This window comes from Candidatus Desulfosporosinus nitrosoreducens, from assembly GCF_030954495.1.
Lineage (GTDB): Bacteria > Bacillota > Desulfitobacteriia > Desulfitobacteriales > Desulfitobacteriaceae > Desulfosporosinus > Desulfosporosinus nitrosoreducens.
Map to the genome: position 1 here is coordinate 47,375 of NZ_JAVHUW010000084.1, position 26,603 is coordinate 73,977.

The 26,603-nt window shown below is 42.0% G+C and carries 19 protein-coding genes; 17 read left to right on the forward strand and 2 right to left on the reverse strand.

Annotated features, from left to right (window positions below; genetic code table 11):
* Positions 1 to 145: 145 nt before the first annotated feature.
* From REC12_RS25960 to REC12_RS26000, 9 genes are all read left to right on the forward strand, one after another.
* Positions 146 to 1,270: an ROK family transcriptional regulator gene (locus tag REC12_RS25960; RefSeq protein WP_308899262.1), complete on the forward strand. Its 1,125-nt coding sequence runs from the start codon at positions 146 to 148 to the stop codon at positions 1,268 to 1,270.
* 373 nt (positions 1,271 to 1,643) lie between these two features.
* A complete protein-coding gene (locus REC12_RS25965) occupies positions 1,644 to 3,155 on the forward strand; it encodes a sugar ABC transporter ATP-binding protein (protein ID WP_308899263.1) in 1,512 nt (503 codons plus the stop codon).
* Between the two features lies 1 nt (position 3,156).
* Positions 3,157 to 4,167: an ABC transporter permease gene (locus REC12_RS25970; RefSeq protein WP_308899264.1), complete on the forward strand. Its 1,011-nt coding sequence runs from the start codon at positions 3,157 to 3,159 to the stop codon at positions 4,165 to 4,167.
* Between the two features lie 106 nt (positions 4,168 to 4,273).
* Positions 4,274 to 5,266, forward strand: a complete 993-nt coding sequence (locus REC12_RS25975; RefSeq protein ID WP_308899265.1) for a sugar ABC transporter substrate-binding protein — start codon at positions 4,274 to 4,276, stop codon at positions 5,264 to 5,266.
* A 118-nt stretch (positions 5,267 to 5,384) separates the two neighbouring features.
* Positions 5,385 to 6,425 (forward strand): NAD(P)-dependent alcohol dehydrogenase, encoded by a 1,041-nt coding sequence (locus REC12_RS25980; protein WP_308899268.1) that lies wholly within the window; start codon positions 5,385 to 5,387, stop codon positions 6,423 to 6,425.
* Between the two features lie 44 nt (positions 6,426 to 6,469).
* Positions 6,470 to 7,999, forward strand: a complete 1,530-nt coding sequence (gene xylB / locus REC12_RS25985) for a xylulokinase (RefSeq protein ID WP_308899269.1) — start codon at positions 6,470 to 6,472, stop codon at positions 7,997 to 7,999.
* 324 nt (positions 8,000 to 8,323) lie between these two features.
* Positions 8,324 to 8,761: a MarR family winged helix-turn-helix transcriptional regulator gene (locus REC12_RS25990; RefSeq protein WP_308899271.1), complete on the forward strand. Its 438-nt coding sequence runs from the start codon at positions 8,324 to 8,326 to the stop codon at positions 8,759 to 8,761.
* A 210-nt stretch (positions 8,762 to 8,971) separates the two neighbouring features.
* Positions 8,972 to 10,366, forward strand: coding sequence for an MFS transporter (locus REC12_RS25995; RefSeq protein WP_308899273.1), 1,395 nt, complete (start codon positions 8,972 to 8,974; stop codon positions 10,364 to 10,366).
* Positions 10,367 to 10,717: 351 nt separating this feature from the next.
* Complete coding sequence (locus tag REC12_RS26000; protein WP_308899275.1) at positions 10,718 to 11,059, forward strand: hypothetical protein; 342 nt, start codon at positions 10,718 to 10,720, stop codon at positions 11,057 to 11,059.
* Between the two features lie 245 nt (positions 11,060 to 11,304).
* Here the strand turns inward: REC12_RS26000 and REC12_RS26005 are convergent, their stop codons facing one another.
* Positions 11,305 to 12,795, reverse strand: coding sequence for a B12-binding domain-containing radical SAM protein (locus tag REC12_RS26005; RefSeq protein WP_308899276.1), 1,491 nt, complete (start codon positions 12,793 to 12,795; stop codon positions 11,305 to 11,307).
* Positions 12,796 to 13,191: 396 nt separating this feature from the next.
* On the opposite strand from REC12_RS26005, the gene REC12_RS26010 reads away from it, so the two are divergent.
* The 8 genes from REC12_RS26010 to REC12_RS26045 all read left to right on the forward strand — a co-directional run bounded on the left by REC12_RS26010 (position 13,192) and on the right by REC12_RS26045 (position 25,745).
* Positions 13,192 to 14,007, forward strand: a complete 816-nt coding sequence (locus tag REC12_RS26010; protein ID WP_308899278.1) for a methyl-accepting chemotaxis protein — start codon at positions 13,192 to 13,194, stop codon at positions 14,005 to 14,007.
* A gap of 125 nt (positions 14,008 to 14,132) precedes the next feature.
* Positions 14,133 to 15,287, forward strand: coding sequence for a VanW family protein (locus REC12_RS26015; protein WP_308899279.1), 1,155 nt, complete (start codon positions 14,133 to 14,135; stop codon positions 15,285 to 15,287).
* A 370-nt stretch (positions 15,288 to 15,657) separates the two neighbouring features.
* Positions 15,658 to 17,817 (forward strand): GGDEF domain-containing protein, encoded by a 2,160-nt coding sequence (locus REC12_RS26020; protein ID WP_374214252.1) that lies wholly within the window; start codon positions 15,658 to 15,660, stop codon positions 17,815 to 17,817.
* A gap of 102 nt (positions 17,818 to 17,919) precedes the next feature.
* Complete coding sequence (locus REC12_RS26025; RefSeq protein WP_308899283.1) at positions 17,920 to 19,950, forward strand: methyl-accepting chemotaxis protein; 2,031 nt, start codon at positions 17,920 to 17,922, stop codon at positions 19,948 to 19,950.
* Positions 19,951 to 20,183: 233 nt separating this feature from the next.
* Positions 20,184 to 20,795, forward strand: coding sequence for a response regulator transcription factor (locus REC12_RS26030; protein ID WP_308899285.1), 612 nt, complete (start codon positions 20,184 to 20,186; stop codon positions 20,793 to 20,795).
* A gap of 349 nt (positions 20,796 to 21,144) precedes the next feature.
* Entirely contained in the window at positions 21,145 to 23,229 is a 2,085-nt protein-coding gene (locus tag REC12_RS26035) for a methyl-accepting chemotaxis protein (RefSeq protein ID WP_308899287.1), read from the forward strand.
* 323 nt (positions 23,230 to 23,552) lie between these two features.
* Positions 23,553 to 23,720, forward strand: a complete 168-nt coding sequence (locus REC12_RS26040; RefSeq protein ID WP_308899289.1) for a Spo0E family sporulation regulatory protein-aspartic acid phosphatase — start codon at positions 23,553 to 23,555, stop codon at positions 23,718 to 23,720.
* Between the two features lie 171 nt (positions 23,721 to 23,891).
* Positions 23,892 to 25,745, forward strand: a complete 1,854-nt coding sequence (locus tag REC12_RS26045) for a sensor domain-containing diguanylate cyclase/phosphohydrolase (protein WP_308899292.1) — start codon at positions 23,892 to 23,894, stop codon at positions 25,743 to 25,745.
* Between the two features lie 180 nt (positions 25,746 to 25,925).
* Here REC12_RS26045 and REC12_RS26050 read toward each other — a convergent pair whose 3' ends face one another.
* Positions 25,926 to 26,405 (reverse strand): hypothetical protein, encoded by a 480-nt coding sequence (locus REC12_RS26050; protein ID WP_308899294.1) that lies wholly within the window; start codon positions 26,403 to 26,405, stop codon positions 25,926 to 25,928.
* Positions 26,406 to 26,603: the final 198 nt, after the last annotated feature.

The window sequence follows — 26,603 nt, forward strand, 5'->3', positions numbered from 1 at the left end:
GGCCGAGGCTCCAAGCCTCTGATTGGGAAGGAATTCACTGAAAAATGTGGAATCTATTGAATCAGTAATCATTGCAAAATTTATGGAAATGAAATAATATAAATGACATTATAAAAAGACATTTATGAAAGTCGGTGATTAGCAAATGGGAACAAGTCGAGTCAATAGCATGGAAGTAAAAAAGATAAATCGCAATGCGATATATAGATTTTTATATAATCATGACCCTATTTCGATTCAAGAAATTGCCCAGACTTTAAATATGAGCTTACCTACCGTTACCCAAAATCTTAAAGAATTGCAAGAAAGAGATTTAATCATCGAAACAGGTTTATTTGAATCCACCGGCGGCAGAAAAGCTAAAGCGATTACTTATAACAATCTTATCTATGCCATTGGCTTGGACATTACGCGCAACCATGTAGGGATTGTCCTGATTGATTTGAGCGGTAAACTGTTGAAAAATGTGCGCAAGCAGTATCCTTTTGTCAACTCTAAAGCTTATTTTGCAGGTGTTGGCAATTTAGTGAAGCAGTTCGTTGAGGATTGCCAAATCGCAAGCCGAAAAATATTGGGAGTTGGCATCGCTCTGCCGGTTATATTATCCGAGGACAACCAAATCGTAAATTATGCTACAGTTATCGATTTTAAGGGAGGGAGTGTCGGGGACTTTGCGGAATTTATCCCTTATCCCTGTATTTTAAGCAACGACGCGAATGCCGCGGGATTTGCAGAACTATGGGATGAAGAAAATATCCAAAATGTAGTATATCTCTCCCTTAACAATAGTGTTGGCGGTTCCATCATCATCGGCAAAACTATCTATACCGGGCAAAATCAGCGCAGTGGTGAATTTGGACATATGACGATTGTCAGAGACGGCCGCCTTTGTTACTGTGGGCAAAAAGGCTGTGTTGATGCCTATTGCTCGGCTAAGATTCTATCCGACAGCACTAATGGGAATATAGCTGAGTTCTTCAGGCTTTTAAAATTAAAGAATGAACCGCAAAAATCCCTTTGGGAAGAGTATCTCACCCATCTAATTGTCGTTATTAATAATCTGAGAATGCTTTATGATTGTAATGTCATTTTGGGTGGGTATGCCGGAGCGTACATGGGCGAATACATTGAATATTTAAGGGATTTGGTTTCCGGGAGAAATTCATTCGAGGTTGACGGAAGTTATTTGCATGTCTGCAAGTATAAGCTGGAGGCTACGGCAGTCGGCGCAGCCCTGCAACATGTTGCAAGTTTCATTAATAATGCCTGATTCAATTCCGGCAAGATTCTGTTGTACGCAAGAAACCATGTGCAAAACCAGCCGAAATGTCTGAACGCCAGAACGTTAAAGAAGACTCTCATTTCACCGGCATAGGGGATTGAGGGCCTTTACTTTTTTCTAATTCTTTTTGAATTCTGAATATATGTTTTTTAAATTGCCATATTTATTGACTTGAACTGAAAAAACGTTATAATCTTATTAAAATCAATTTACAAAAGTGGTTATAAAAATTGGATGGGAATATAATCGTTGCGGGCAGGTCGGTGAAAATGGCTGCGTGGAGTTTCTAACAATGGGATTCGACATTGATTTAGGATCATCATGAGACATATTTGAGCAAAAAATCTCATGGGGGAAGAAAATGAGCGAAAAAGTCAAGTTAAGAGTTGCAAAGATTGAGAAATCATTCCCGGGCGTTAAAGCTCTCGATAAAATCGATTTCAGTGTAAAAAAGGGTTCTGTCCATGTCTTGTGCGGAGAAAACGGTGCGGGAAAATCTACGCTAATGAAGATTATCAACGGTATTTATCAGCCGGATAGCGGTCAAATCTTCATCGATGAAAAACCCGTAAAAATCAATAATCCCATCCAAGCAAGAACCTTAGGAATCTCCATGATTTTTCAAGAGATGAGTTATGTCCCGGAAATGACGGTAGAAGAAAATCTTTTTCTGGGCAATCTTCCTGTCAATAGACTGGGCAATGTCAACTGGAAGGAGGTTAGACAACGCACAAAAGAACTTTTAAAGGCTGAAGGTTTACCTTATTCCCCTACGACACCGCTCAAGGAATTGACAATTTCCGATATTCAAATGCTGGAAATCATCAAAGCTATTTCTTACAACTCGGATATCATTATCATGGATGAACCGACCTCTGCGATTACCCTGAAGGAAGTCGAAAAGCTTTTTGTTAAGATAAGGGAGCTGAAAGCCAGAGGAGTAAGCATTATTTACATATCCCATAAATTAGATGAAGTTTTCCAGATTGCCGATGAGATCACGGTTTTAAGGGATGGCACGGTGGTGGAAAGTCATCCCAAAGAAGAATTGGACATCGAAACAGTGATTGCCTTAATGGTCGGCCGGAAACTGACAACGACATACCCTAAGGAACAGGTTGAGATTGGGGAAGATATACTTCAGGTCGAAAACATGAATTGCGGCAGCGTGTTTTATAATATCAACTTTCATGTCAGAAAAGGCGAAATTCTGGGCTTTGCGGGACTCATGGGCGCTGGACGAACCGAAGTTATGCGCTCCTTGTACGGTTTGGACGGGAAAACATCGGGTGTCGTTAAAATTAAGGGCCGGGAAGTTGTTATTAAAAATGTGCGCCAGAGCATTGACAATGGCCTGGTAATGCTTTCAGAGGACAGAAGAAGATACGGTATAATTCCGATGCGGTCCGTGAAGGAAAATACAACCATATCCCACTTGAAGAGCGTGTTTTACGGGTTGAGAAACCATAAAAAAGTTGAGAAGAAAATCGTCTCTGATATTCTCAACAAAATGAGAATAAAGACGCCGACAATTGATACGGCGATTGCCTCTTTGAGCGGAGGGAATCAGCAGAAGGTTGTCCTGGCCAAATGGATGATCAGAAATCCCGATATTCTAATTTTGGACGAGCCGACTCGGGGTATCGATGTGGGGGCCAAGTTGGAAATTTATAAGCTCATGACTGATCTGGCCAAAGATGGTAAAGTTGTGATTATTGTCTCCTCTGAATTACCTGAGCTGATAGGTATGTGTGACAGGATTTATGTCATGGCGAAAGGGACCATCACGGGGGAGATAGCGCGGGAAGACTTTTCGCAAGAGCTTATTATGAAGTATGCAACCGGAACTTTAACATCTGGCGGGGTGAACTAATATGAAACTTGGAAGTAGTTTTTGGAGTAATGCCAAGAAAAAATACAGCATCTATCTGATTCTTATCGTCTTGTTTATTGTTTGTTCAGTGGTAAATTCCAACTTTTTTTCGGTTAGCAACCTGACGAACATTTCCAGGCAATTGGCGGTAACCACTATTTTAGCCTTGAGTGCAACTATGCTTATCATCAGCGGCATGCTGGATTTGTCATCAGGTTCAGTTCTTGCTTTGTCCGGGGTTTTTGCCGTCTCAGCTTACAAAGCCACAGGTTCTTTGTTAATAGCAATTGCTGTGGGTATTCTGACCGGGGTCATCTGCAATGTGCTTAATGCTCTGATGATCAGTACCTTTAAAGCACCTCCGTTTATTGCCACTCTGGCTATGCTTACCGTATCCCGCGGTATAGCCCTCTTATATACCAAAGGGCAAAATATCCTGCAGCTGGGAAAGTTTACGGTACTGGGGCAAGGATCAATCGGCTTTATTCCCATTCCGATAATCTTTTTGGTAGTTATTGCCGTTATCACATGGTATTTGTTAAATCATACCCGTTTCGGACGTTCCCTCTATGCCGTCGGGGGCAATGAAGAAGCGTCGATTGCCTCGGGAATCAACGTGCATAAGACCAAGTATACCGCCTTTATTATCAATGGCATTTTTGTGGGAATTGCCGGTGTTCTCTTTATGTCCCGCGTCAACGCCGGTCTGCCCAATGGGGCTGTCAATTATGAATTTACAGCCTTGACAGCGGCGATTATTGGCGGAACAAGTTTTTCCGGGGGAGTCGGCACGGTCGGAGGCACACTGGCCGGCGCGTTTATTGTAGGATTTTTAGATAATATTATGAACTTGACGAATGTCGATTCCTATATGCAACAGATTGTCCGGGGCACAATTATTGCCCTGGCCGTTATCTACGATATTCGGACGAGAAATCGCCGTACAAGCAGTATGTTAGGCAAAATAGAGGAGAAAGCGGTGGGCAAAGAAACGGTAAAAACTATCAGATAAGGCTTATAAAGAAAAACTTAACTTGCGTTGCATTCGTTACCGAATTCAATTAAAAAGCCTTGCTGTTGACATAGAGAAATTTATTAGAGAGAAGGATGGAGAAAGAATGAAGAAAACCCTATTAAGCGTACTTTCAGTCTTATTAGTCGTTGTTTTATTAGCCGGGTGTTCGTCAGCAAAGCCCACAGCACCTGCGCAAAGTAACGCGGATAGCAGCCAAAAAACCTATAAGGTTGCCTATATTGCCCGTGCCCAATCCGACTCCTTCGCAGCTTGGCTTGCCAATGCAGTTAAAGACGAAGCTAAGAAATATCCCAATATTAAACTTGACGTTTTCGATGGTCAAGCGAATGATGATAAAGAAAATTCCATGATTGAAAATGCCATTACCAACAAATATGATCTGGTTATTGTTCAACCCAATAATGGAGAATCGCAAAGGCCTTATGTAGAGAAAGTTGTCAACGCCGGAATTCTTGCTATTACAACCAACGCCCGTATTTCCGGCATCAGAGGCGCATCTTCGGTAGACGCACAGCCTTATGAGCAGGCAGGAGTCAATGCCCGCGCAGCTTTAACCCAAGTTCCCCAGAATGCCAAAGTTGTTGTACTGCAAGGGCCATCCGGCAATTTCCATGCCGATGAACGCCGCAAGAGCTGGCAAAAAGAATTTTTTGACAAACGCCCGGATGTTAAAATCGTAGGCGAACAAATTGCCAACTGGAACAAAGATGAAGCTATGAAGTATATGGAAGACTGGGTCCAGGCCAATGACAAAATTGACGCCGTTATTTCCATGAATGACAATATGGCTGCCGGGGCTCTGGAAGTCGTAAAAGACAATCCGAAATATGCTCATATGCTGGCCTATGGTGTCGATGGAACCGCCGAGGCAATGCTTCTCATTAAAGACGGAAGAATGACCTCCACCTGTCTGCAAAATGCCAACGAGCTTGCGGAAAAACTGCTGGATTCAAGCAACAAGCTTTTAACCGGAGCAGAGAAAGAAATAAACATTGATATTGGCAACCCGCTGGTGAACAAGGACAATGTGGATCAATACATTGATGTGTTAAAGAAATCCGGAGCTATGAAATAATCCGCTTCAGCTCTTTGAAGCTCACAGGACATTCTCCCCCAGGGATGAATGTCCTGTTGACAAAGGGGGGCATTTTTACGGGCTTGCACCTTTTTTAACGATCAGAGGAGGGTATTAAATGTTAAACAGAGCAGCGTACATGACAGGGCTTAATAAATTGGAAATTCGGGAAATTGAAGTTCCGGTTCTAAAGGAAAAACAAGTCCTCATAAAACTTGAATATGTTGGAATTTGCGGCTCGGACGTACATTATTTGGAACATGGGAAAATAGGGGATTTTGTTGTCAATGGTGATTTTATTCTCGGTCATGAGTGTGCGGGAACAGTGGTAGACGTCGGAGCGGGCGTCGAACATCTAAAAGTGGGAGATAAAGTTGCCCTGGAGCCGGGATGTACCTGCGGGCAATGCGAATTTTGCAAAACCGGCCGCTACAATCTTTGTCCCGACGTCGAGTTTTTAGCCACACCGCCTTATCATGGCTGCCTGATGAACTATATTGCCTTTCCGGAAACTATGGCCTTTAAGCTGCCGGAAATGATTTCCACAAAAGAAGGCGCCCTTGTTGAACCTTTAGCCGTAGGCATGCATGCCGCAAAGCAAGGAAATGTCAAGCTGGGAGATTCCGTCGTAATCCTGGGGTCAGGGACCATTGGCCTGGTAACTCTGCTTGCCTGCAAAGCCTTTGGTGCCACAGATATTATCGTAGTCGACGTTATTCCGAAAAGGCTTGAGTATGCGCAAAAGTTGGGAGCCACGGCTGTTATCAACGCGGCGGAAGCGGATGTTATTGCCGAAATCGACAAGCTTACACACCAAAAAGGTGTTGATGTTGTTCTGGAGACTGCCGGGTCTGCCAAAACGGTGGCCCAAACTCCCTATCTCGTAAAAAATGGCGGCTGTATCGTTCTTGTCGGCATGGCCCCACAAGATATTATTGAATATAACTTTGCCAAGATTATGGCTAAAGAAGCGGAAATTAAATCCGTATTCCGCTACAGAAATATCTATCCTCAAGCTATAAAAGCCATTTCCCAGGGTCTCATTGACATATCCGGAATTATTACGCATGAGTTTGCTTTCGATGACGTTGCCCAAGCCTTCGACTTTGTGATCAATCATAAACAAGAAGTGGTGAAAGCGGTTATTAAAATCGATTAGCAATCGCCGCGGCCGGGATGCGTCTTAATAAGGAGGGGTGTGCAATGCAATATTTACTTGGTGTTGATTTAGGGACTTCAGGTACAAAAACCGGGCTGTTCGATCTCGCCGGTAGGGCAATTTGTGCCAAGACGATTGAATACCCGTTATATCAGCCGGCCAATGGTTGGGCAGAGCAAGACCCTTCTGATTGGTGGCATGCTGCGTGTGATGGTATCAGGTATGTGCTCCAAAAAAGCGGAATTAATGCTGCGGAGATTGCCGGAATAGGCCTCTCCGGTCAAATGCATGGGCTTGTGATGCTCGATAAGGACGGAATAGTATTAAGAAATTCCATCATTTGGTGCGATCAGCGCACGACGAATGAATGTGTCCAGATGAATAAAGCCGTTGGGGAAAAGAAACTTATTGAAATTACGGCGAATCCTGCCCTGACAGGCTTTACGGCTTCGAAAGTACTCTGGGTTCAAAACAATGAACCCGATTTATATGAGAAATGCGCCCATATTTTATTGCCCAAGGATTATATCCGTTACATGCTTACGGGTGAATATGCAACTGAAATGTCAGATGCCTCGGGAATGCAGCTGATGGACATTGCTAAACGCTGTTGGTCCGATGAGATCTTATCTAAATTTAATATTCAAAAGTCGATGTTGGGCAAGTTATATGAATCACCGGATATCACAGGTAAGGTGCACAGGAGGGCGGCGGAACTGACCGGGCTCCGCGAGGGCACCATTGTTGTGGGCGGCGCAGCCGACAACTCCGCTGCTGCGGTGGGCACAGGGGTTGTCAGAGCCGGAAATGCCTTTACAACGCTTGGTACTTCCGGGGTGATTTACGCAATTTCCGAGGACGTTTCCATCGATCTCAAAGGAAGAGTGCATACCTTATGCAGTGCCGTACCGGGAAAATGGACCTTGATGAGCTGTACCTTAAGTGCCGGCCTGTCTCTCCGATGGCTGCGTGACACTTGTTGTTCCGAGGAGATGAGGGAGGCTGAAACCCTCGGTGTTGATCCTTATGTTGTGATGGATCAGCTTGCTGAAAAAGTAATGCCCGGAGCAGGGGGGCTTGTTTACCTGCCTTACTTAATGGGTGAACGCTCTCCTCATCCCGACCCCTATTGCAGAGGGGTATTTTTCGGTTTATCCGCCTCTCACAGCCGGGCTAACATGATTCGCTCAGTGATGGAGGGCGTAGCCTTTTCACAGCGTGAATGTGTCGATGTTTTTCAAGAAATGGGCATAACCATTGCCGAAATGATTGCTTGTGGCGGAGGCGGAAGAAGTTCCCTCTGGCGGCAGATGCTGGCCGATATGTACGGTTGTCCTGTCAGCACTGTCAAAACTGATGAGGGACCGGCTTTAGGTGTGGCCATTTTAGCCGGAGTGGGTGCAGGTATTTATGATTCGGTGGAAAGTGCCTGCGACAATTTAATTGGCAAGAAAAATATTCAGAATCCCAATTTAGCCACGCGAAAAGTATATGAGGATTATTATAAACTGTATAAGCAACTGTACGCCGACTTACGGGAATCCTTTAAGAATTTGGCCAAACTGCCAAAATAGTATCAGCAGCATACTGCCCTACCCCAAATTTAAAGCGCCGGTATTACTGGAAACAGAATGCCGGCGCCTTTTCCTTATTCTTGTTGTTTATGACTGTGGTTTTCATTATATTTTTTCTTATACTTAAAATAGGAATAGTCCAGTCCTATAGGTCATTGATATTGACTAAATATTCTTGACAGCAAATCTCCCAAAGGCCTATAATTTAATTGCTAATACAATTATTTTGACGCAAATAGTTTCGATGCAGATAGTTTTAACTTAGATAGTTTGAATGTGAATAGTTTCAACTAGAATAATTTGACTAGAATATAGGTGTCTGATATGAAATATATTTTAGAAGAGTCTACCGGCTTCATCATTAACAGAACTCACCAAAAGCTTTCCAACTATCTGACCCGGAAATTCAAACCTTATGATATTACTCCTGAGCAGTGGGAAATATTAAACCGCTTATGGCAAAACGATGGAATTTCTCAGAAGGAGATTTCCGAAATTACCCTCAAAGACCAGACGACACTTACAAGGATATTGGACAAACTTGAACATAAAGGCCTTATCAAACGCCAGGTCAGTCCCAGTGACAGAAGAGTTTTTCTGATTTTCTTAACCGATAAAGGCCGGGACCTCGAAGATATCCTGGTATCGATTGCTTATGAAGTATCGGGCGAGGTATTACAGGGCTTAAGTCAGGAAGAAATAAAACAGCTGAAGGCCCTGCTGAATAGAATTTTTGCAAATGTTAAGCAGTGTAAGACTTAAGCATTTATCCGCTGACTAATCCGCTCTAAGACTCCCGCTTTGGCAAGCGGTGAGTCAAGAGCGGCTAAGTCCCTGGCTAGAAGGGAGGAGTTTGTTTCCTGTAAAAATCAGAGAGCTTAAAGTAGAGCGCCATTGTCTCAAGCAACAACAAACCTAAAGATGACTGCATTTTGGATCACGACAAACAGGTATTAGTTGGGAGGATTGAGCGTGGAACAGAATCGAACAATCATTAGATTCACCATGGTTATTGTTATGGTAACGTCTTTTATTACTCCTTTTATGGGCAATGCTATTAATTTGGGGATTCCGCAGATTGGCCTGGAATACAATGTCGATCAATCCTGGTTGAATTGGGTAGTGAATAGCTATCTCTTGGCGACTGCCGCCTTTTTGCTGCCTTTTGGGCGGTGGGCGGATATTGTTGGCCGGAAAAAAGTCTTTATTATTGGCATGTTCCTTTTTGCCTTAACTTCTTTAGGCTGTGGGCTGGCTTTTTCCTTTCCTTTTTTTATTATCTTCAGAGTCTTGCAGGGAATTGCCAGTGCCATGATTTTTGGAACTTCCATGGCCATTCTGACGTCTGTTGTTCCGGCCAAAGAACGGGGAAAAGCAATGGGTCTGAGCGCAGCGGCGACCTATATTGGTCTCTCCTTAGGGCCTGTTTTGGGAGGAATTATTTGCAGTACGGTAAGCTGGCGGGGGATTTTTTATTTTAATTTAATCGTTGCCTTAGTGGCCTTGGGCTTAACCTTAGCGAAGCTTTCCGGCGAATGGACCGGCGCAGACAATGAGCGCTTTGATACCAAGGGAAGTGTGCTCTGGATTCTTGGTATATTGCTCTGTCTTTATGGCTTATCTGATCTTTCAGAAGGCCTCAGTTATATTGTTGCCTTTATCCTTGGCTTACTTCTCTTAATTGCTTTCGTGATTTATGAAAATAAGATCTCTTATCCGTTGCTGCCTATGCGTATGTTTATGAGCAACCGACCGTTTACTTTTTCCAATTTGGCGGCTCTCATCAACTATAGTGCTACTTTTGCCTTAGTTTACCTGATGTCCTTATATCTGCAAAATGTCCTGCAAATCGATATCTCTTTGTCGGGTTTTATTCTTTTGTCTCAACCCATTATCATGGCTGCTCTGTCTCCCTTAGCCGGTCGTTTATCGGATAAAATAAGTTCGCAGATTCTCGCTTCGTTAGGGATGGGTATAACTACTTTGGGGTTGTTTTTCTTTATCTTTCTTAATGCCAATACCCCTATTGTGCTTATCGTGATTAATCTTGCGTTTATCGGTCTGGGTTTTGCCTTATTTTCATCTCCCAATACCAATGCTGTCATGAGCTCCGTAGAAAGAACGCTTTACGGAGTGGCCTCTTCTACCCTTGGTACCATGAGATTGCTCGGGCAAACCCTGAGCATGACGATAGTGGCCTTGATTACGTCTTTGGACATGAAAGATTTGACTCTTACCTCACCGGGTTACATTGCGAGTTTTCTCAAAAGCTCGCAAGCCAGTTTCATTGTATTTACTGTTCTTTGCTTAATCGGCACCTTTGCCTCTTTAGCCAGAGGAGGAAAGCTTGAATCTCCTCAGCGCTAAAAGTTTAGGCGGCTGTCAATTAGATTAGAGATATTACAGAGCTATTGAAAAGCTAAGAGAAGCTCCGCAGCCAGATCGTTATGACGGTTTGGCTTTTCTACATTGATTTTGGATTATTTCTTCAGAATTGGAAGGAATTTGCGAACAAACGTGGAAATATATTAATTGTGTTAAACAACTAAATGAGCTAAGAATTTTAAAAATGAGAATATTAGTTCCTTGTTTTGGTTTAAGGTATTTTTTAGATCAGATTGAAAATAATAGTATGAGTAACTAAAATGAACTGTAAATTGTAAAGTGCCCAAATGCTCAAGTGCCGAAGGCGGAACAAACTTAACGGAGGGTGTAGCTATGGCAGGACTTGCTGAAGATGAGAATAGTCCTTTAGAAATTGGCGATAGCATCGAAGAGAAAATATTAACCCTTGTTCATGCTTGCAAAGATATTGAGCTCGACAACCTAGTGTTTCATGATCCTCTAAATGGCAACGTTAAATTTGCACTTTTTCGTGATGGACTTACCTGGATTCTGATTGCGAGTAAATTCTTACCGGACTCTTTTTCACAGATTCAAGAAGACGTTTATATTTTTGAATGCACTGAATCCGAAGTTGGCTTTAAGTATCTGTTTTCTCAGGTCTATGAGGAAGGGAAAACTGATCTATTTAGCTTTTCCGGCATTTTATCCGCTTAACTTTTAAGTTAAGTGGATAAAATTTTTAAAGCATGTAAAAAAGCGCTTTTCCCTGAGTGTTCGGTTGCTGAACATTGGGGAGCACAGACGAGCACCTTAGAGCGGAACGGCAGAAATAGCAGAATCAGGCTTCGCGCCTGATTCTGCTATTTCTGTCTGGTTTGAAAGATATCCCATTGTCATTTCCATGGGATTTGATAAACTTTGTAACAATTAACGTAACTAACCAATTAGGAGGGTCGCTATCAACTTTCTAAAGCGGCATTTTCAAAGACTTTTCGAAAATGATAGCCGTAAATAGATAGCGTGACTGCCAGAGGAAAGACCTGAGGACGTTTAACCAGGGACCAAAAGATGAGCCGCCAATAATAACGCCTCTCCTTCTCAAGAATTCCCAAACGAATCATGGACTTGAAGAAGGCCATAATATGATTGAAACTTATGGGGCCCGTCGAGGAGGCAATAGGGTTGTATTCTTGGAGAAAGACAAGGATACGTTCATAGTAGCGATTGGGAGAGTAAATTGTATTGACAATCCGGTGATATCCCTTGACAAGAGTCTCCCGATCCATTTTAGGGATAAAATTCATACTGAAATCTGTGTTATCACCTGTAAACCCTTTTAAGAGCCTGCCTTCTCCTGCTAAACGCTGGTACAATTTAGTTCCTTTGGGGGCATTGAGCAATCCCACCATAGCTGCGGCAATCCCGCTTTGTTGAATGAAATCAATTAGGCTGTCGAATATCGTGGTATTGTCATTATCAAACCCGACAATAAAACCGGCATGGACTTGAAGACCGGAGTGTTGTATTTTTTTCACGCTGAGGATTAAGTCTCTGTTTTTATTTTGAGTTTTATTGCATTCGGCTAAACTGCTTTCATTAGGAGATTCAATACCGACAAATACAGTGTTAAAGCCCGCTTTAACCATCATGCCCATTAATTTATCGTCATCGGCAAGATTGATTGAGGTTTCTGTTAAAAAGGCGAAAGGATAATTTTTTTCTGCCATCCAATCAATGAGAGCGGGCAGGACATCTTGAATGAGTTTTCTTTTGTTGCCAATGAAATTATCGTCAACAAAAAAGACTCCTCCCCGCCAGCCGGATTCATAAAGAGCGGTTAATTCTTTAAGCAATTGAGGGGTATCTTTCGTTCGGGGAACGTGACCAAATAAGCTTGTTACATTGCAAAAGTCACAGTTGAAGGGGCAGCCGCGGGAATATTGAATGTTCATAGTTGAATACCTCTTCTGGTCGATGAGTTTCCATAAGGGGACAGGGGTTTCACGCAAATCCGCCCATTGATCGGAAGTGTACACATGTAAGGCTTTGCCGGCCTTTAAATCGCGGATGAAATCGGGAATGGTAAGTTCTCCTTCATTTAAAAGCAGATGGTCGACGTCGTCAAAGGACTCCGGCTCTGAGGTAAAGAGAGGTCCTCCGGCAACTGTTTTTACGCCAAGAGCTTTGCAGCGGTCAATTACTTCTCTTGCGGATTCTCTCTGAACAGCCATAGAGCTGATCATCACGTAATCTGCCCACAGCAAATCTTTGTCTTTCAGCTTTGCCACATTCAGGTCAATTAGTCTTTTTTCATCATTTTCCGGAAACATGGCGGCAACGGTTGCCAGGCCGAGCGGCGGGAAACTGGCCTTCTTGGAAACAAATTTTAAAGCATACTGAAATCCCCAATAAGTAACCGGATACTGGGGATAGACAAAAAGAATTTTCATGGCAATCTCCTTTTTAATAAGATTTTAGATATGTAAGTTAGGTTATTGATGAAGTTGATTGGGAAAGGTTTACATTATTTTCAATGATTATATACCCAAAAGAGATAAAAATCAAAAAATGGAATATCTTTATAATTACTGAAATAATCGTCCCCGAGTAAAAATTTGCTCCATAGACTTGCTTATAATTCTTAAGTTTCCTGCTTTAACGCTAGCCTTGATAAGTAGTTTAAAGTCGAAAAATATCGAAATTTTCAAGTGCAAAATTTGAAGGATTTTATCTTAATTGGGAGAATTGATAGAATTAAAAGTCAATTTTGTTTTGCCGAATCTAAAAGCTGTGCAAACGATGACATTAATCATTTTACTTAAAACTGGAGAAAAGGTGGTCATTATATGATTGAGATGTTTGTCCAAATTGTACCTATGATTCATGAGGCTATATTTGGGAAAGGAACAATAGTAGTCTTTGATAAAGAAAAGTACCTGGAAGTACAACAAGGGACCAGGATCAAATTACCTGTTGAAAAAGGCGGCAAGCTTGCCCCAGGTTCCTCATCTCAGAATGTAATCCTGACCGGAAAGAAATTTATTCAGCAAATAGGCGCTGAAGTCCTTGGTATTCCCTATTTTGCAGCGGCCTATCCGATTACTGTCGATGGAGAAGTTATAGGAGGAATGGCCGTAGGGGTTCCGACAGAGTTGATGCATATCAGTGAAGAACTTCAAGGAACGGCTTTGGAACTTGCATCATCTATGGAACAAATATCGGCGGCCATTGAAAATATATCGCTATCGGCTCAAGAACTTGCGAATAGCGGCAGTGCCGTCTCAGAGTCGTCACAAGATATCCACGAAAAAGCGGAAAGTACGGAAAAGGTAGTTCAATATATTGACTCTGTTGCCCGGGATACTAAGCTCTTAGGACTAAATGCATCGATAGAAGCTGCCAGGGCCGGAGAATTAGGCAGAGGGTTTGCCGTAGTAGCCTCCGAGATTCAAAAAATGGCTGTCTCCAGTACGGACTCGGCGAAAGAAATCCGGAAAATTATCCAGGGAATTAGAGATCGCATAGTCGCAATGGTTGATGAGCTGGGGAAATTTGGAGGAAGTACTCAGGAAGTTTCGGCAGCTATTGAAGAGATCGGAGCTTCCATTGAGTCTCTTAACCAGACGACAGAAAGATTAAAGCAACTGTCCGAAAAGCTATAGTTCTGCATTAGACCGGAACTTTACTTTTTAGCCTATAGCCCAGAAATAACCAACGGAATTCGATGAACTTTTTCTCCCTCCTCGCATATAGTTAAACGTTACTGCGAGAAGGGAGAATTTTAACGTTGGAAGAAGATGCCGGCCTTAAAGATACTTCAAGCACTCGAAGATTATCGATAAGGCATAAAGTCTTAATCATTGTAGCCGTGCTAATGACTTTGACCGGAATTTTTACCCTTACCCTTGTTTTGTATACCTGGGATAGAGGCCAGATCGCCCCAGGGGTTAGTGTAGAAATCCCCTTGGGGCACCTCACTCTTGAGGAAGCTCAGTCAAAGCTTGATGAGCTGAAAAAGGAAATTTACAGACGCCCCGTTCATTTTATATCCGGCGGGAAAAATTTTTCAATCAAAGTGGCAGAGCTGGGCTTGACTTATTCTTACGCTGAACCACTCCGACAAGCTTATCTCATCGGGCGAGAGGGAAACATCTTTAACAGAGCTAGCAGTAAATTTCGAACCAGCTGGGGTCTTACCTTCAAACCCGACTGTCAATGGAATGATCAAGTTCTCAAAGAGACTTTGAGAAAAAACTTAGCGGCTTTGAATGTTCCCGCGGAGGATGCCCGTTTTTCTATTAACCGGGATAACTCGATGCAGATAGTTCCTGAAAAAAGCGGGAAAGAAGTTGACTTTGATTCCCTGATGACGACGCTAAAAAAACAGTCGTTTAAAGATGATGTCATAATTCCTGTTCCTTTCAAGACAGTCAAACCAACTATCAGCAAAGCGGACCTTGAGAAGGTGAAAGTGAATAGTCTTTTAAGCAGCTATACTACCAGCTTTGATCCCAGCCTCAGAGGACGCACCGTAAATATCAGACTTGCCGTTAAAGCTATCGATGGAACATTGCTAAAACCTGGAGAAGTGTTCTCCTTTAATGCGACGGTAGGTCCAAGAACAGCCGAGGCTGGGTATCAGGAGGCCCTGATTATTGAAGGGGATGCGTTTGTGCCCGGTCTGGGCGGAGGAGTCTGCCAGGTTTCCAGTACTCTTTACAATGCCGTTCGTTTAGCCTCTCCGTTCTTAAGTGTGGTCGAACGCGCGCGTCATAGCTTGCCGATTGCCTATGTCCCTCCCGGTCAGGATGCAACGGTGGCTTATCCGGAGTTGGATTTTAAGTTCAGAAATAATTCGGGCTGTTATCTTCTTATTCGCAGCAGTGTCAACAACAATACTTTGGAATTTAGGATCTATGGAAAAGAGAAAACAGAGCCGTAAGCATTGCTTAAACTGTTCTTCGACAAGATCTTTATATAAGGTTAAAAAAGTGATCGCAAAATTATACAGCATGTTCAGGGAACAAGAGCGCGTGTCCAAGCAGGGCACGCTTTTTTTATAGAGGAAGAAAGTATAATTTCGTTTTCATACTTTCTTCTATAAATGTAAAGGCAACTTCAACTTAGCGGCCGCCCAGGCAAGATTGTTGTGGCTTAACCGGTTGCGCCCTGATATGCAGCTGTTGGCTAAATTTAACGTTAAATTTACATTTAGTTCATAAGGTTTTTACAAACAGACATTATTCTGTAGGAGGGACATATTTACCGGGGATCTAAACATTCCTGTTGGGCTGGCAAAAGGGAGTTTTTGAATGTTTATGTCAAAAGTTAGAGGCCTACAAAAACTATACCGTCTACTTAAGGGTGATAAAACAATTTGGGTAGTATATCTGGATATTGTCAACTTCCATGAAGTGGAGTTTAGGTATGGCTATAAAATTTGCCAGGAGATTCTTGCTGAGATTGAAAATGAAATTAACGTTACCCTCAGAAAACAACGTAATCTCTTCCTTTTCTCTCAATCAGAAAGCAGAGGTGGGGACGATTTCGTTGTTTATTTTGTGCCGGGAGAAAACATACATTGGGAAATGCCGGAGCTTGTTGAAAGATGGGTTCTTCCTCTGGAAGAGCGTTTTAACTACAGATTAAGGAAACTGGTTAAAGAGAAAATCAAGCTGCGTACCGGAATTGCCCGCTGTCTTAACGTAGTCAATCGAAGCGCTGATTATTTGCTCTATGCGGCTGTGAAAGAAGCCTTTCTTTTAAATAAATCCGAACCTGATCCCCAGTTTTTTGCCCGCCGCGAAGAAATTACTCATCTGCTTAATGAGCCGGACAAATACTTAAAGACGGCCTTTCAAGCGATCATTGAAACTCAAAACGGTGAGATTTTTGGTTTTGAAGCATTGGCTCGTATTCCGGGTTCCACATGCTTTAACAATATTTCAGATCTTTTCCCTTTTGCCGAAAAAATAGGTCAGCTTTATCCCATAGAAACGCTTTGCCGGCGTCAAGCAATAACAGCTTATCCAAGCGTTTTGCAAAACAAGGAGTTTCTCTTTCTCAATATTAACCCCCAAATCCTGGTTGACCCGGAATTTGCCTCCGGCCAAACTAGAAAAATGCTCAATGAAAAGGGAATAGCTCCATCCAATGTTGTACTTGAAATTACGGAAAGAAGCGCCATAGACAATTTCTCCACCTTTAGAGATGCTCTGGATCATTACCGCAGTCAGGGTTATTTAATTGCTTTAGATGATTTAGGAGCCGGCTATTCTTCTTTGCAATCTGTGGCGGAGCTCCATCCTGACTTTCTTAAAGTGGACCGATCTTTAATCTCGGGAGTGCATGCTGATCCGATAAAGTGGGCTTTGCTGGAGACCTTTGTCACTTTTTCTCAGCGCATAGGTTGTCGGATCATTGCGGAAGGAGTGGAAACGGAAGAGGAAATGCGCACTGTAGTCCAGTTAGGGGTAAATTATGTTCAAGGCTTTTTTGTTTCAAGGCCTGACTTTGTGCGCAAAAGTATAAATCCTGCCGTTAAAGAAATCTTAAATTCCAAACGGCACCTGAAATACATCGAGGATAAACCTATTGTATCTATGGTGGAACCCTTATCTATTTTTGAAAGCAATACCCTTGTAAGCGTTGTTGGAACTTATTTCCGTGATCATCCACATCAATGGCTCGTAGGAATAACGGAAGACTCCCGCTTAGTTGGAGTGATGCAGCGGGACAGGCTTTTTGCCGCTTTAGGCACTCGCTATGGTGTTCCCCTTTATTTAGAACGCACTGTTCCTATTTTGATGGATACGAATCCACTCATCGTAGAAGACACAACTCCTTTGGAAGTGGTCTCCAGTTTAGCGATGCAACGCTCTGACGCTCAGTTGTATGACGGCATTATCGTTGCTAATCAGCGAAAGCCGATTGGCATGGTTTCTGTGGCAAATTTAATGAAGGCCATTTCTGAAAGACAGATTCAGCTTGCTCAAGGAGCTAATCCACTGACAGGGCTGCCGGGAAACTTGCGCATAGACCAGGAAATCCGCCAGCATATAGAGCGGGGGGTACCCTTCGGACTCCTATATATAGATCTTAATAAATTCAAATATTATAACGATTTATATGGTTTTCAGCAAGGAGATGTCGTTATCAAGATTTTGAGCGAAGTTCTGCAGAAAGCAATGAATGTAACAGGTCAAGAAACCTTTATCGGACATATTGGGGGCGACGATTTTATTGTCATCGCCCCGCCCGCGAATTTGGAAAAACTAGCGCTTAATATCCTGAATCAATTTAAACAGTCAGTTGAAAATTTACCGGGTAAAGAAAATTTAAGCGTAGCTCTGGCCGGACTTATCATCAATACAATTGAACAAACCTGGACTCCGTTGCGTGTCTCCGAGCGAGCCGCTCAAATAAAGAAAGAAGTAAAGGCCTTAGGCGGAAATTCTTTTTTGTTGCGATAATTCACGGGTATTGCAGTGCTCGTGTAATTTTTCATGGGCTGAGAAAAAGTTGTTGCCGGAAAATGACGAGCAGCACAAAACTAAAAAATGGAGGAGTTTTAATTGTTACAGCTTATAAATAAAATAAAAAGTTTTATTAAAACGATGAAAGCCATTTTATCGGCAAAGAAGGTTGTTAAAAAAGAGAAGATTAATAGTAAGAATAAGTTGAGCGTTAATTTTGCAGCAAATATTTTGGGGTCTAAATTTAAGACTGGAAATAATACTAAAGATAATGGCCAAAAAATAAACAAAAGAAAAAACAGTAAAAACAGAGATGACAGTAAAAGTAATTTTAAGTTCATTGAATCCAGATTAAAAATCAAGTCAACGTTTAAATATTTCTCCAGCTTAAAAATGATAGTCATTATTTTAAGGAAGTTTTGCAACTTAAAAATTGCTTATAAAATTAATTCTTTAGTTGTAACTATGGCAATTTTAATGGGCGGAATTGGCTATACAGGTTATATCTACTATCAGAAACAAAATAATGGTTACAATCAGATGTATGCAAGTTCTTTATCGGCAGTAAAGTTCCTTAATGAGGTAAGAGCTAATACCGGGGTATCGGAAGCGTTGTCTATGGAGATGATCTTAGCTCCCATTGACGTAATCCGCAAACAAGAGCTTGACAAGAATCTCAAGAACACAGACAGCACAATTGATGCCTCTCTCAATGACTATGCCTCTCTTAAACTCAGTTCCGATGAAACGACAAAACTAGCTGCCTTAAAAGAGGCCCTCAGCAACTATCGCCATGAGCGGCAAAAGGCATTTGATATCAGTGCGCAAGGAACTAAACAAGAATCTTACAGCGCTTATTCCAATAACGCTTTAACTTATGTGGATACGATACATATCGTGTTGTCCTACCTTATTTCATACAACGAAAATTTAATGGAAAAAACTATGGCTCAGAATAATCAGGATTTTCTGCAGGCCGGCAGAATTCTGCTTGTATTTCCCATCGTTGCAGTTCTCTTAAGCGCCCTGCTGGGTTTGTTTGTAGCCCGTCTCCTGGCTAAACCGATGCAGGTAATGTTAAAAAGTGTGCAGGAGGTAGAGCGGGGAAACTTGGTTGTCGGCGAACAGATAGTTCATTCAACAGATGAAACAGGTAAATTGGCTGCCGCCTTCGATACCATGAGGGATACTTTGCGCAATTTGGTAGGTGAGGTTTCTCGCTCCAGTCAGTTGGTATCGGAAAACGCCCAGGCTATTCAGTCGATCACTAAGGAAAACTCCAATGCTTCCGAGCAAATTGTAGTTACCATGGCCGCAACCTCAGCCGACACTGAGAAACAGGCAATTTCCATCAATGAAGCCTCGGTTGCCATTCAGCAAGTATCAGCAAGTGCCCAGCAAATTGCCGCGACCAGTATTCTCGTCGCCGATCTTACCGACAAAACAGCGGTAACAACAAAATATGGGCAGCAAGCTATTGACAAAGTCGTTCAACAGATGTCTGTCATAAACGAGAGGACAGAGAGAATTCAGCAAGCTATTGATAATCTTACATTAAGTAATCACCAGATTAGCGATATTACGCAATTTATTAGCGGAATTGCTGCTCAAACCAACTTATTGGCCCTTAACGCGGCGATTGAAGCCGCGCGGGCAGGTGAACATGGACGAAGCTTTACAGTGGTTGCCGCAGAGGTGAGAAAACTTGCTGAGCAGTCTCAGGATGCCTCGAAGAAAATTAATTCTTTAATCACTAAGAATCATGAAAATATTATCTCTGCCGTATCTGCTATGAACGAAGCCTCTAATGATGTTCAAGAGGGAATTAAAATTGTAGGGACGGCCGGCCAGGCATTTGCCACGAACTATGGACATATTGAAGAGGTTTCAACCCAAGTTCGAGAAATTTCCACGTCAATTCAGCAAGTCGCGCTAGGAAATCAACAAGTTGTCGCCTCAATTAATAATATCAGCGGTTTCAGTCAGGTCACTGTAGAACGGGTGCAATCTGTCACAGACAATATCAGAGAACAAGCGACTTCTATAAACCGCATGGTTATGGCAACTCAAGACTTGGCCGCAACAGCTCAAGAGCTGTTAACGGCTATCCAAGAATTTAGAGTCAGTTGATAATGATCTCTGATGTGACCTGCGGTCAGTTATCATAAAAATTATTTTTAATTAAATTTACACGAAGTTAATTAAGACTTAATACTTGAACTGTATAATAAAGCTGTAATTAAGGACTTGCCTTGTTACTTAACTGTAGTAATAACAAACTATGCGCAGAAAAACAGATAAAGGGATTTTCCTATTTATCTCATACAGGAAGCTTATTACTATTAGGAGAGTTTGCTTTAATAATGATAAGATTAATAATTGCGGAACACCTTACTCTTTTACGCGAAGGAATTGCTGCACTTTTTGAGCAGGAAGAAGATATTGAAATAATCGGCTCTTGCGAGAACTGGTTGGAGACAATCAGGCTTTCCCGGGTTGCAGCTTTTGATCTTTTACTGATTGGAACATCGGTCTATTCACTTGAAATGTATAGGCAAATAAAGCGTAAACAGCCACAGGTAAAGATCTTGTTATTTCCTTCAGACAATTTAAACACGATAAATATAAATAGCATCATTAATGACGTCATCGTACTGCCCAACAATGTAGATTCCAATATGTTATTGACGTCGATTCGGATTAGTTCTTATTGGGGGTCTACTTCTTTAGAACATCATTATTTGCCGGTGTCAACCTGGACGGAAAAAAGTAGTTGTTATGGCCTGGAAATAGAGGAAGCACTGATTCTTTTTCTCTTAACCCAAGGGGCTTCCAACTATTCAATTTCCCGGTATATGTTTCTGAGTGAACGAGCTGTGAAAAATCGTTTGACGGCAATTTATAAAAAGCTGAGTGTAAAAAGCCGTACAAAAGCGGTCATTAAAGCAATAAGAGAAAATTTAATACCGAGTTAAACCCTAAGCAGAGCGAATACTTGAACATTTGAGTATTCGCTTTTTGATTAAAGGTTAAATCGACAATACTCCTTACTGTTATCAGCGGGGAAGATTTAACAAATATTGAAGTGCTGGTTAAGCCGAAACAAGCTGACACAGATTTTAATTAGAAGTAACAATCTTTTAACACAGAGTTAATAACAAGCGTAATAAAAATATTGTATATTTAGGTCAAGTTAAGTAGAAACAGAGGGGATAAAGCTTGAAAAATGTGTGCGGTGAAATCCCGAGCGAGTCTGAGAGACTATTTGAGGAAGGAGCAAAAATACCGGCAAGCAACCTATAATTCTTGAGGGAGTGAAAAATAATGAGCAGGAATAAGAAGAATATAACTAAGTACAAATACTTTTCTGGGGTCCGCTTAAAAACAATGCTCACCATACTTCCAAGTATTCTTCTCACCTTAATTGCAATGATCTCAATTAGTTACTATTATTCCGAATCGACATTAAATCAACAGATTGAAGGGCAAATGAATGCTCAATTAAATTCCACAATTCAAGATATAGAGAAACAGCTTACCGTCCACGATACACTCGTACAAAGTCTGGCAAGGTCAATAGAGGCTGAGGGTACATCTCTCGCTCCTGAACAATTTAAAAGTTTGCTGACAAATGTTGTAACCGCAAGTGACGTGACCTTCGGAACCGGTGTTTGGTATGAACCTTATACATATAAACCGGATCAAAAGTATTTTGGCCCTTATGTTTATAAAGATCAGGGGAAGCTGATTTACACAGAAGATTATGCAACGCCCCAATATGACTACCCTAATCAGGACTGGTATAAACTTGGCAAGGAAACCAAAAACAAATCGGTTTGGACTGACCCCTATTATGACCCGACGACGAAAGTAACGATGATTACTGTCAGCGCTCCTTTTATGGACGGTCAAGGAAACTTTCAGGGTGAAGTAACCGGGGACCTTGATTTTGTAACTCTTCAGAAGCTGATTACCAGTATTCACATCAGCGAGGGCGGAAGCCTCTACCTTCTCAACAAGCAAGGCAGCTATTTGGTCAATCCGGATACCAGCAAAATTATGAAAACTAAAATAACCGACGATCCCAATCCCAGTCTTAAAGCTGCAGCTCAAACTATGTTGGGAAAAGGTTCCGGAGAATTTGTTTATCAAACAAATAACCACGAACAGCACCGGGTTTATTATGCTGAAGTTCCTGATTTCGGCTGGATCTTGGCGGCCGATGTACCGGAAAATAACCTGTTGGCGCCGCTTCATAACCTGCTTTACCGGATGCTGATTGTGGTTATTTTGGCAGTTATTATCGCTGCGCTGGCTATCTTACTATATAGCCGCTTCATCGTGAGCAATATTCGCAAGGTCAACCGGTTTGCCGAAGCAATTGTTAGCGGGGATCTGCGAAGTTCGATAACGACCAACTCCAGGGATGAGTTCGGAGAAATGACAACTTATCTGAATGCCATGAGCCAACGATTAAAGACGATTATCGGAGGAGTAGCCAGTAATTCCGAACTTTTTGCTGCTTCGTCAGAAGAGCTTACCGCCAGCGCTGATGAAGCCAGTCAGGCAACGGAGCATATTACCTTATCTGTCTCGGATGTATCTCAAAATATCAATCAAAAGTTAGAGGGACTTGAACAAGCGAGCAAGGCTTCGGAACAGGTTGCCGGGCAAATCGATAAGATCAACTCTCATATTGACCAGGTCAGAAATGGATCTCAGGATGCCTGGTCTAAAGCCGCCGCCGGCGACCTTGTTGTCAGGAAAGCAATTGATCAGATGAACCTCATTCGCAATAAAGTTTCGGACGTCTCCAAGGTTGTGAGCGGTCTAGGCGAGAAATCTCAAGAGATCAATACTATTTTGACCCTTATTACCAACATTGCCGCGCAAACTAATTTGTTGGCCCTCAACGCCGCGATTGAGGCCGCCCGAGCCGGTGAGCAAGGACGCGGTTTTGCAGTGGTGGCAGAGGAAGTGCGTAAATTGGCGGAACAATCCAATGATGCCGCCGGTCAAATTGGTGTTCTGATTAATGAGGTTCAGCGTGAGACGAAAGAGGCGGTAAATATAGTTGAACAAGGCCAGGAAGCTGTCCAAGAAGGGATTTTAAGCGTTGATTTGGCCAGCCGGTCTTTTATGGATATTTCACAGGGGGTTAATGATTTTGCAACAGTCACAGATTTAGCTTCGGAAGCTGTGCATGAAATCGGGACCAAGATTAATGAGATGGTTACCGCTATAAACCAAGTGGCAAACATTCCTCAGGAAGTGGCCGGAAGCTTGGAAAGCATCGTGGCAATGACTCAGGAGCAGCACGCTACGATGGAAGATATTCGCAGCTCCTCCTTGGCTTTAGCCAAAATGTCCTCAGAACTTCAGGATAGTATCAAAATTTTTCTGCTTTAGCGAATAGAAGCAAGGCTATCTGTCTGAAAATCACAGGAAGTTTTAATCCTAAACTTTTCCGGACAACTGAATTAAGGCTGTCAATGAGTGGGGCTTGAATAGTTTAGAAGTTAAGTCAGCTGCAAGAATGCCCTGCTCTTTTGCTAGGTTTTAATGGCTGAAACTTGTAATCTGGGTAGCCCAAGGTGAAAGTTTTTTCATTGATAAAACTGATCGATAGTATATCAATATCCTATCGACAGGATACTAAAACAGTGGTAGGCTCATAGTAACGATGAACTACACGCTGAAAATATGATTTCGTTTAGTCAGGAGGGATAGTTATGACGGAAATCGAAGATTTATTAAAACAAGTTGAGGAATTGCATCAGAGCATGGTCGATATAAAAAGCGGTAAATCGATTATAGATTTGGGAGTCATTATTGAAAGTCAAATCTTAGACATTGTCCTCAATAACTACAGGGAGGAATTAATGAAAATTAGAGACTAATAAATTTGAGTTTGATTGCCAACGCTTTTTCGGCTTGATCATTTTCAGATGCCATTATGAACCTCATGACCATAGGCTGGCAAACTGTCTAAGTCTCTTAAGATGACGATGCTGTATTCCCATCTTAAGTTATGGGGAATTTGGACTTAGAATAAAGTCTGGAGGGGCATCATGAAGACATTATTTCATGCTTTAAAAGTCTGGTGTTCCAAAGAAAAAAATAAACTGCATAAGCGCGTAAGGCCCGCCTCAGCCGGTCAAGATGAGATGTTTTTCCGGGTTTTCAAGTCAGCTTCTGTATTGATGGCTATTAAAAAGCTTGAGGATTGTCGTTATCTGGATGTCAATGAAACGTTCTTAAAAACTCTGGGCTTGGAGAGAGGGGAAGTTATCGGGAAAAAATCTGCAGATCTGAAGATATATGCTTGGGAATTCGCTGGTGCGGGAGACAATTTGGCGGCAGGAGGAAGGGGGCCGAGCTCTGAAATATCTGTCAAAGGGCAGGACGGCTTGATGCACACCTGCATTAGAAGTGCAATGCCTCTAATGCTGGGAGAGACGCCTTGCTTGCTGGAAATTATGATGGATATTTCCGAACACAAGGCACAGGAAGAGGAATTGCGAAAATCCGAACAAAAGTATAAATTACTTTTTAGAGAACTGAGTGACGCTTTCTCCTATCAGAGTATTATTTGCGACGAGCTTGGAAATCCGGTCGATTTTCGCTTTATCAACGTTAATCGCTCTTTTGAAAAGATGACCGGCCTTAAATTAAAGGATATTGTCGGAAAAACCGCTACTGAAGTTTTCCCGGGTGTTAACCAAGCTATAGTTAAAATTTGCGGGAGGGTTGCCTTGACCGGTGAGCCGCTCTTATTCAATACTTTCTCCTCTGCGCTGAATAAATACTTGGAAATTAGAGCTTATAGTCCATCATTTAAAGAATTTGCCACTGTTTTAAGAGATATCACGGGACGTTTAGAGAAAGAAAAAGATATTGACTATTGGAATTATCACGATGTTTTGACCGGGTTATATAACCGAAGGTTTTACGAAGAAGAAATTAAAAGATTAAATACTGCAAGGAATCTCCCGATATCTTTAATTTTTGGGGATGTCAATGGGTTGAAACTGATCAATGATGTATTTGGGCATCTAAAAGGAGACGAACTTTTAAAAAAAGCTGCTTTGGCAATACGAAATTCCTGTAGGTCGGATGACATTATTGCGCGCTGGGGCGGAGACGAGTTCGTTATTCTTTTGCCTAAAACAGAATCTGCGGCGGCCGGGGAAATTGTGCAGAGGATCAGGGAGACTTTTTCTCAAGACTATGTAAACTCAATTAACGGCAGTATTTCCTTCGGCTGGGATACTAAGTATTCCGGGGAAAAAGATCTGTCAGAGACGTTAAAAAATGCTGAAAATATGATGTATAAAACTAAGACATTTGAGACTGAAAAAATCAAGCTCAAAGCGATTTATGCGCTTATAGAGAGTCTGCATGAAAAATATCCGGAGGCAAGACAGCATTCGCAAAAAGTCAGCGAATTATGCGAGGATCTTGGCCGGGCAATTGGGTTGTTTGAATCGGAACTATGTAAGTTGAGAGTTGCGGGATTTTTTCATGATATCGGCAATATTTCCTTGGCAGAAAATATACTCAATAAGCCGGAAAAGCTCTTGGAGCCAGAGTGGAGTGAAATTAAGAGGCATACGGAAATCGGTTATCGCATATTAAGTTCAGCTCATGAAATGGCGGAACTGGCTGATTATATATTGGCTCACCATGAACGATGGGATGGGAAAGGCTACCCTAAAGGGTTACAGGGGAATGTCATTCCTCTTGAAGCAAGGATTATTGCCCTCGTCAGCAGTTATGTCGCCATGATCAATAAGCGGCCATACCGGCCGGCACTCCGGCAAGAAGAGGCCCGGGCAGAAATTCTGAAAAATTCGGGCACTCAATTTGACCCTGAACTTGCAAAAGTATTCATAAAGCTGTTGGACGGATTTCCTCCTTTTTGACTGTGAATATTTCTTCATGTTCAGGATATTCTCTTGTCACTGGGCTTCCTAAATGCAGAAACTTAAATAAATATAAGAAGACTGTTGGCTGATGTCCAACAGTCTTTTCACGAAAGCGCGGAATTTAACTGGCCGGCAAACATTATAAGGATAAGGCCAATTTTAGCTTAGAGAGTGAGCTTAGATTAATCCGGTTGCTTCATAAGAGCAGCGCTCCAGAACACTGGAATGAGCATTGGCCTTATCGACAAAAAACTTAGCCATCCTGGCGGCGTCTTCTAAAGTGTCAAAAATTAACAGGGTATAGCTAAATAATACTTTATTGTTAACTCGATAGGCAACGTGAGGTATTTCACTCTTTTTCGCCAGTGAGACCAAAACAGGTTTTCTGCCGATCCTCATGAGAATACTTAAAGCCTCTAGAGAAACACATTTGTTAGTCATTGATATCGATATGGCTTTCTGCATATTACATTTGTTAGAAATCGGAGTATTCATAAATTTCGGATCTTTGTTGCGCTGCTCTAGCCATTCGTTGGACATTTTATTGTACAGATCGCGAACTCCTTCTACCGCAAGCGTATACTTACCCACTAATGATTCCGGCATATTGTCGAATTCTACAGGAGTAACACCAATAACTATAGCTCTCTTCTCCATCTACTACCACTCCTTGCCATAATATTTTTTTATATACAAAATCTACTTTCCATATTAAAAATACTTGGCGAATCCTTGCTAAATAGAAGAATATAGATAAAAATTCCAAGGTTTTTCTTAATAGAATTATAAATCTTAATTGAGAACCTCCTAAAAAGGCTGTTTGCGATTTAAAGTTTAAATTTTAAGTCTTAAAAA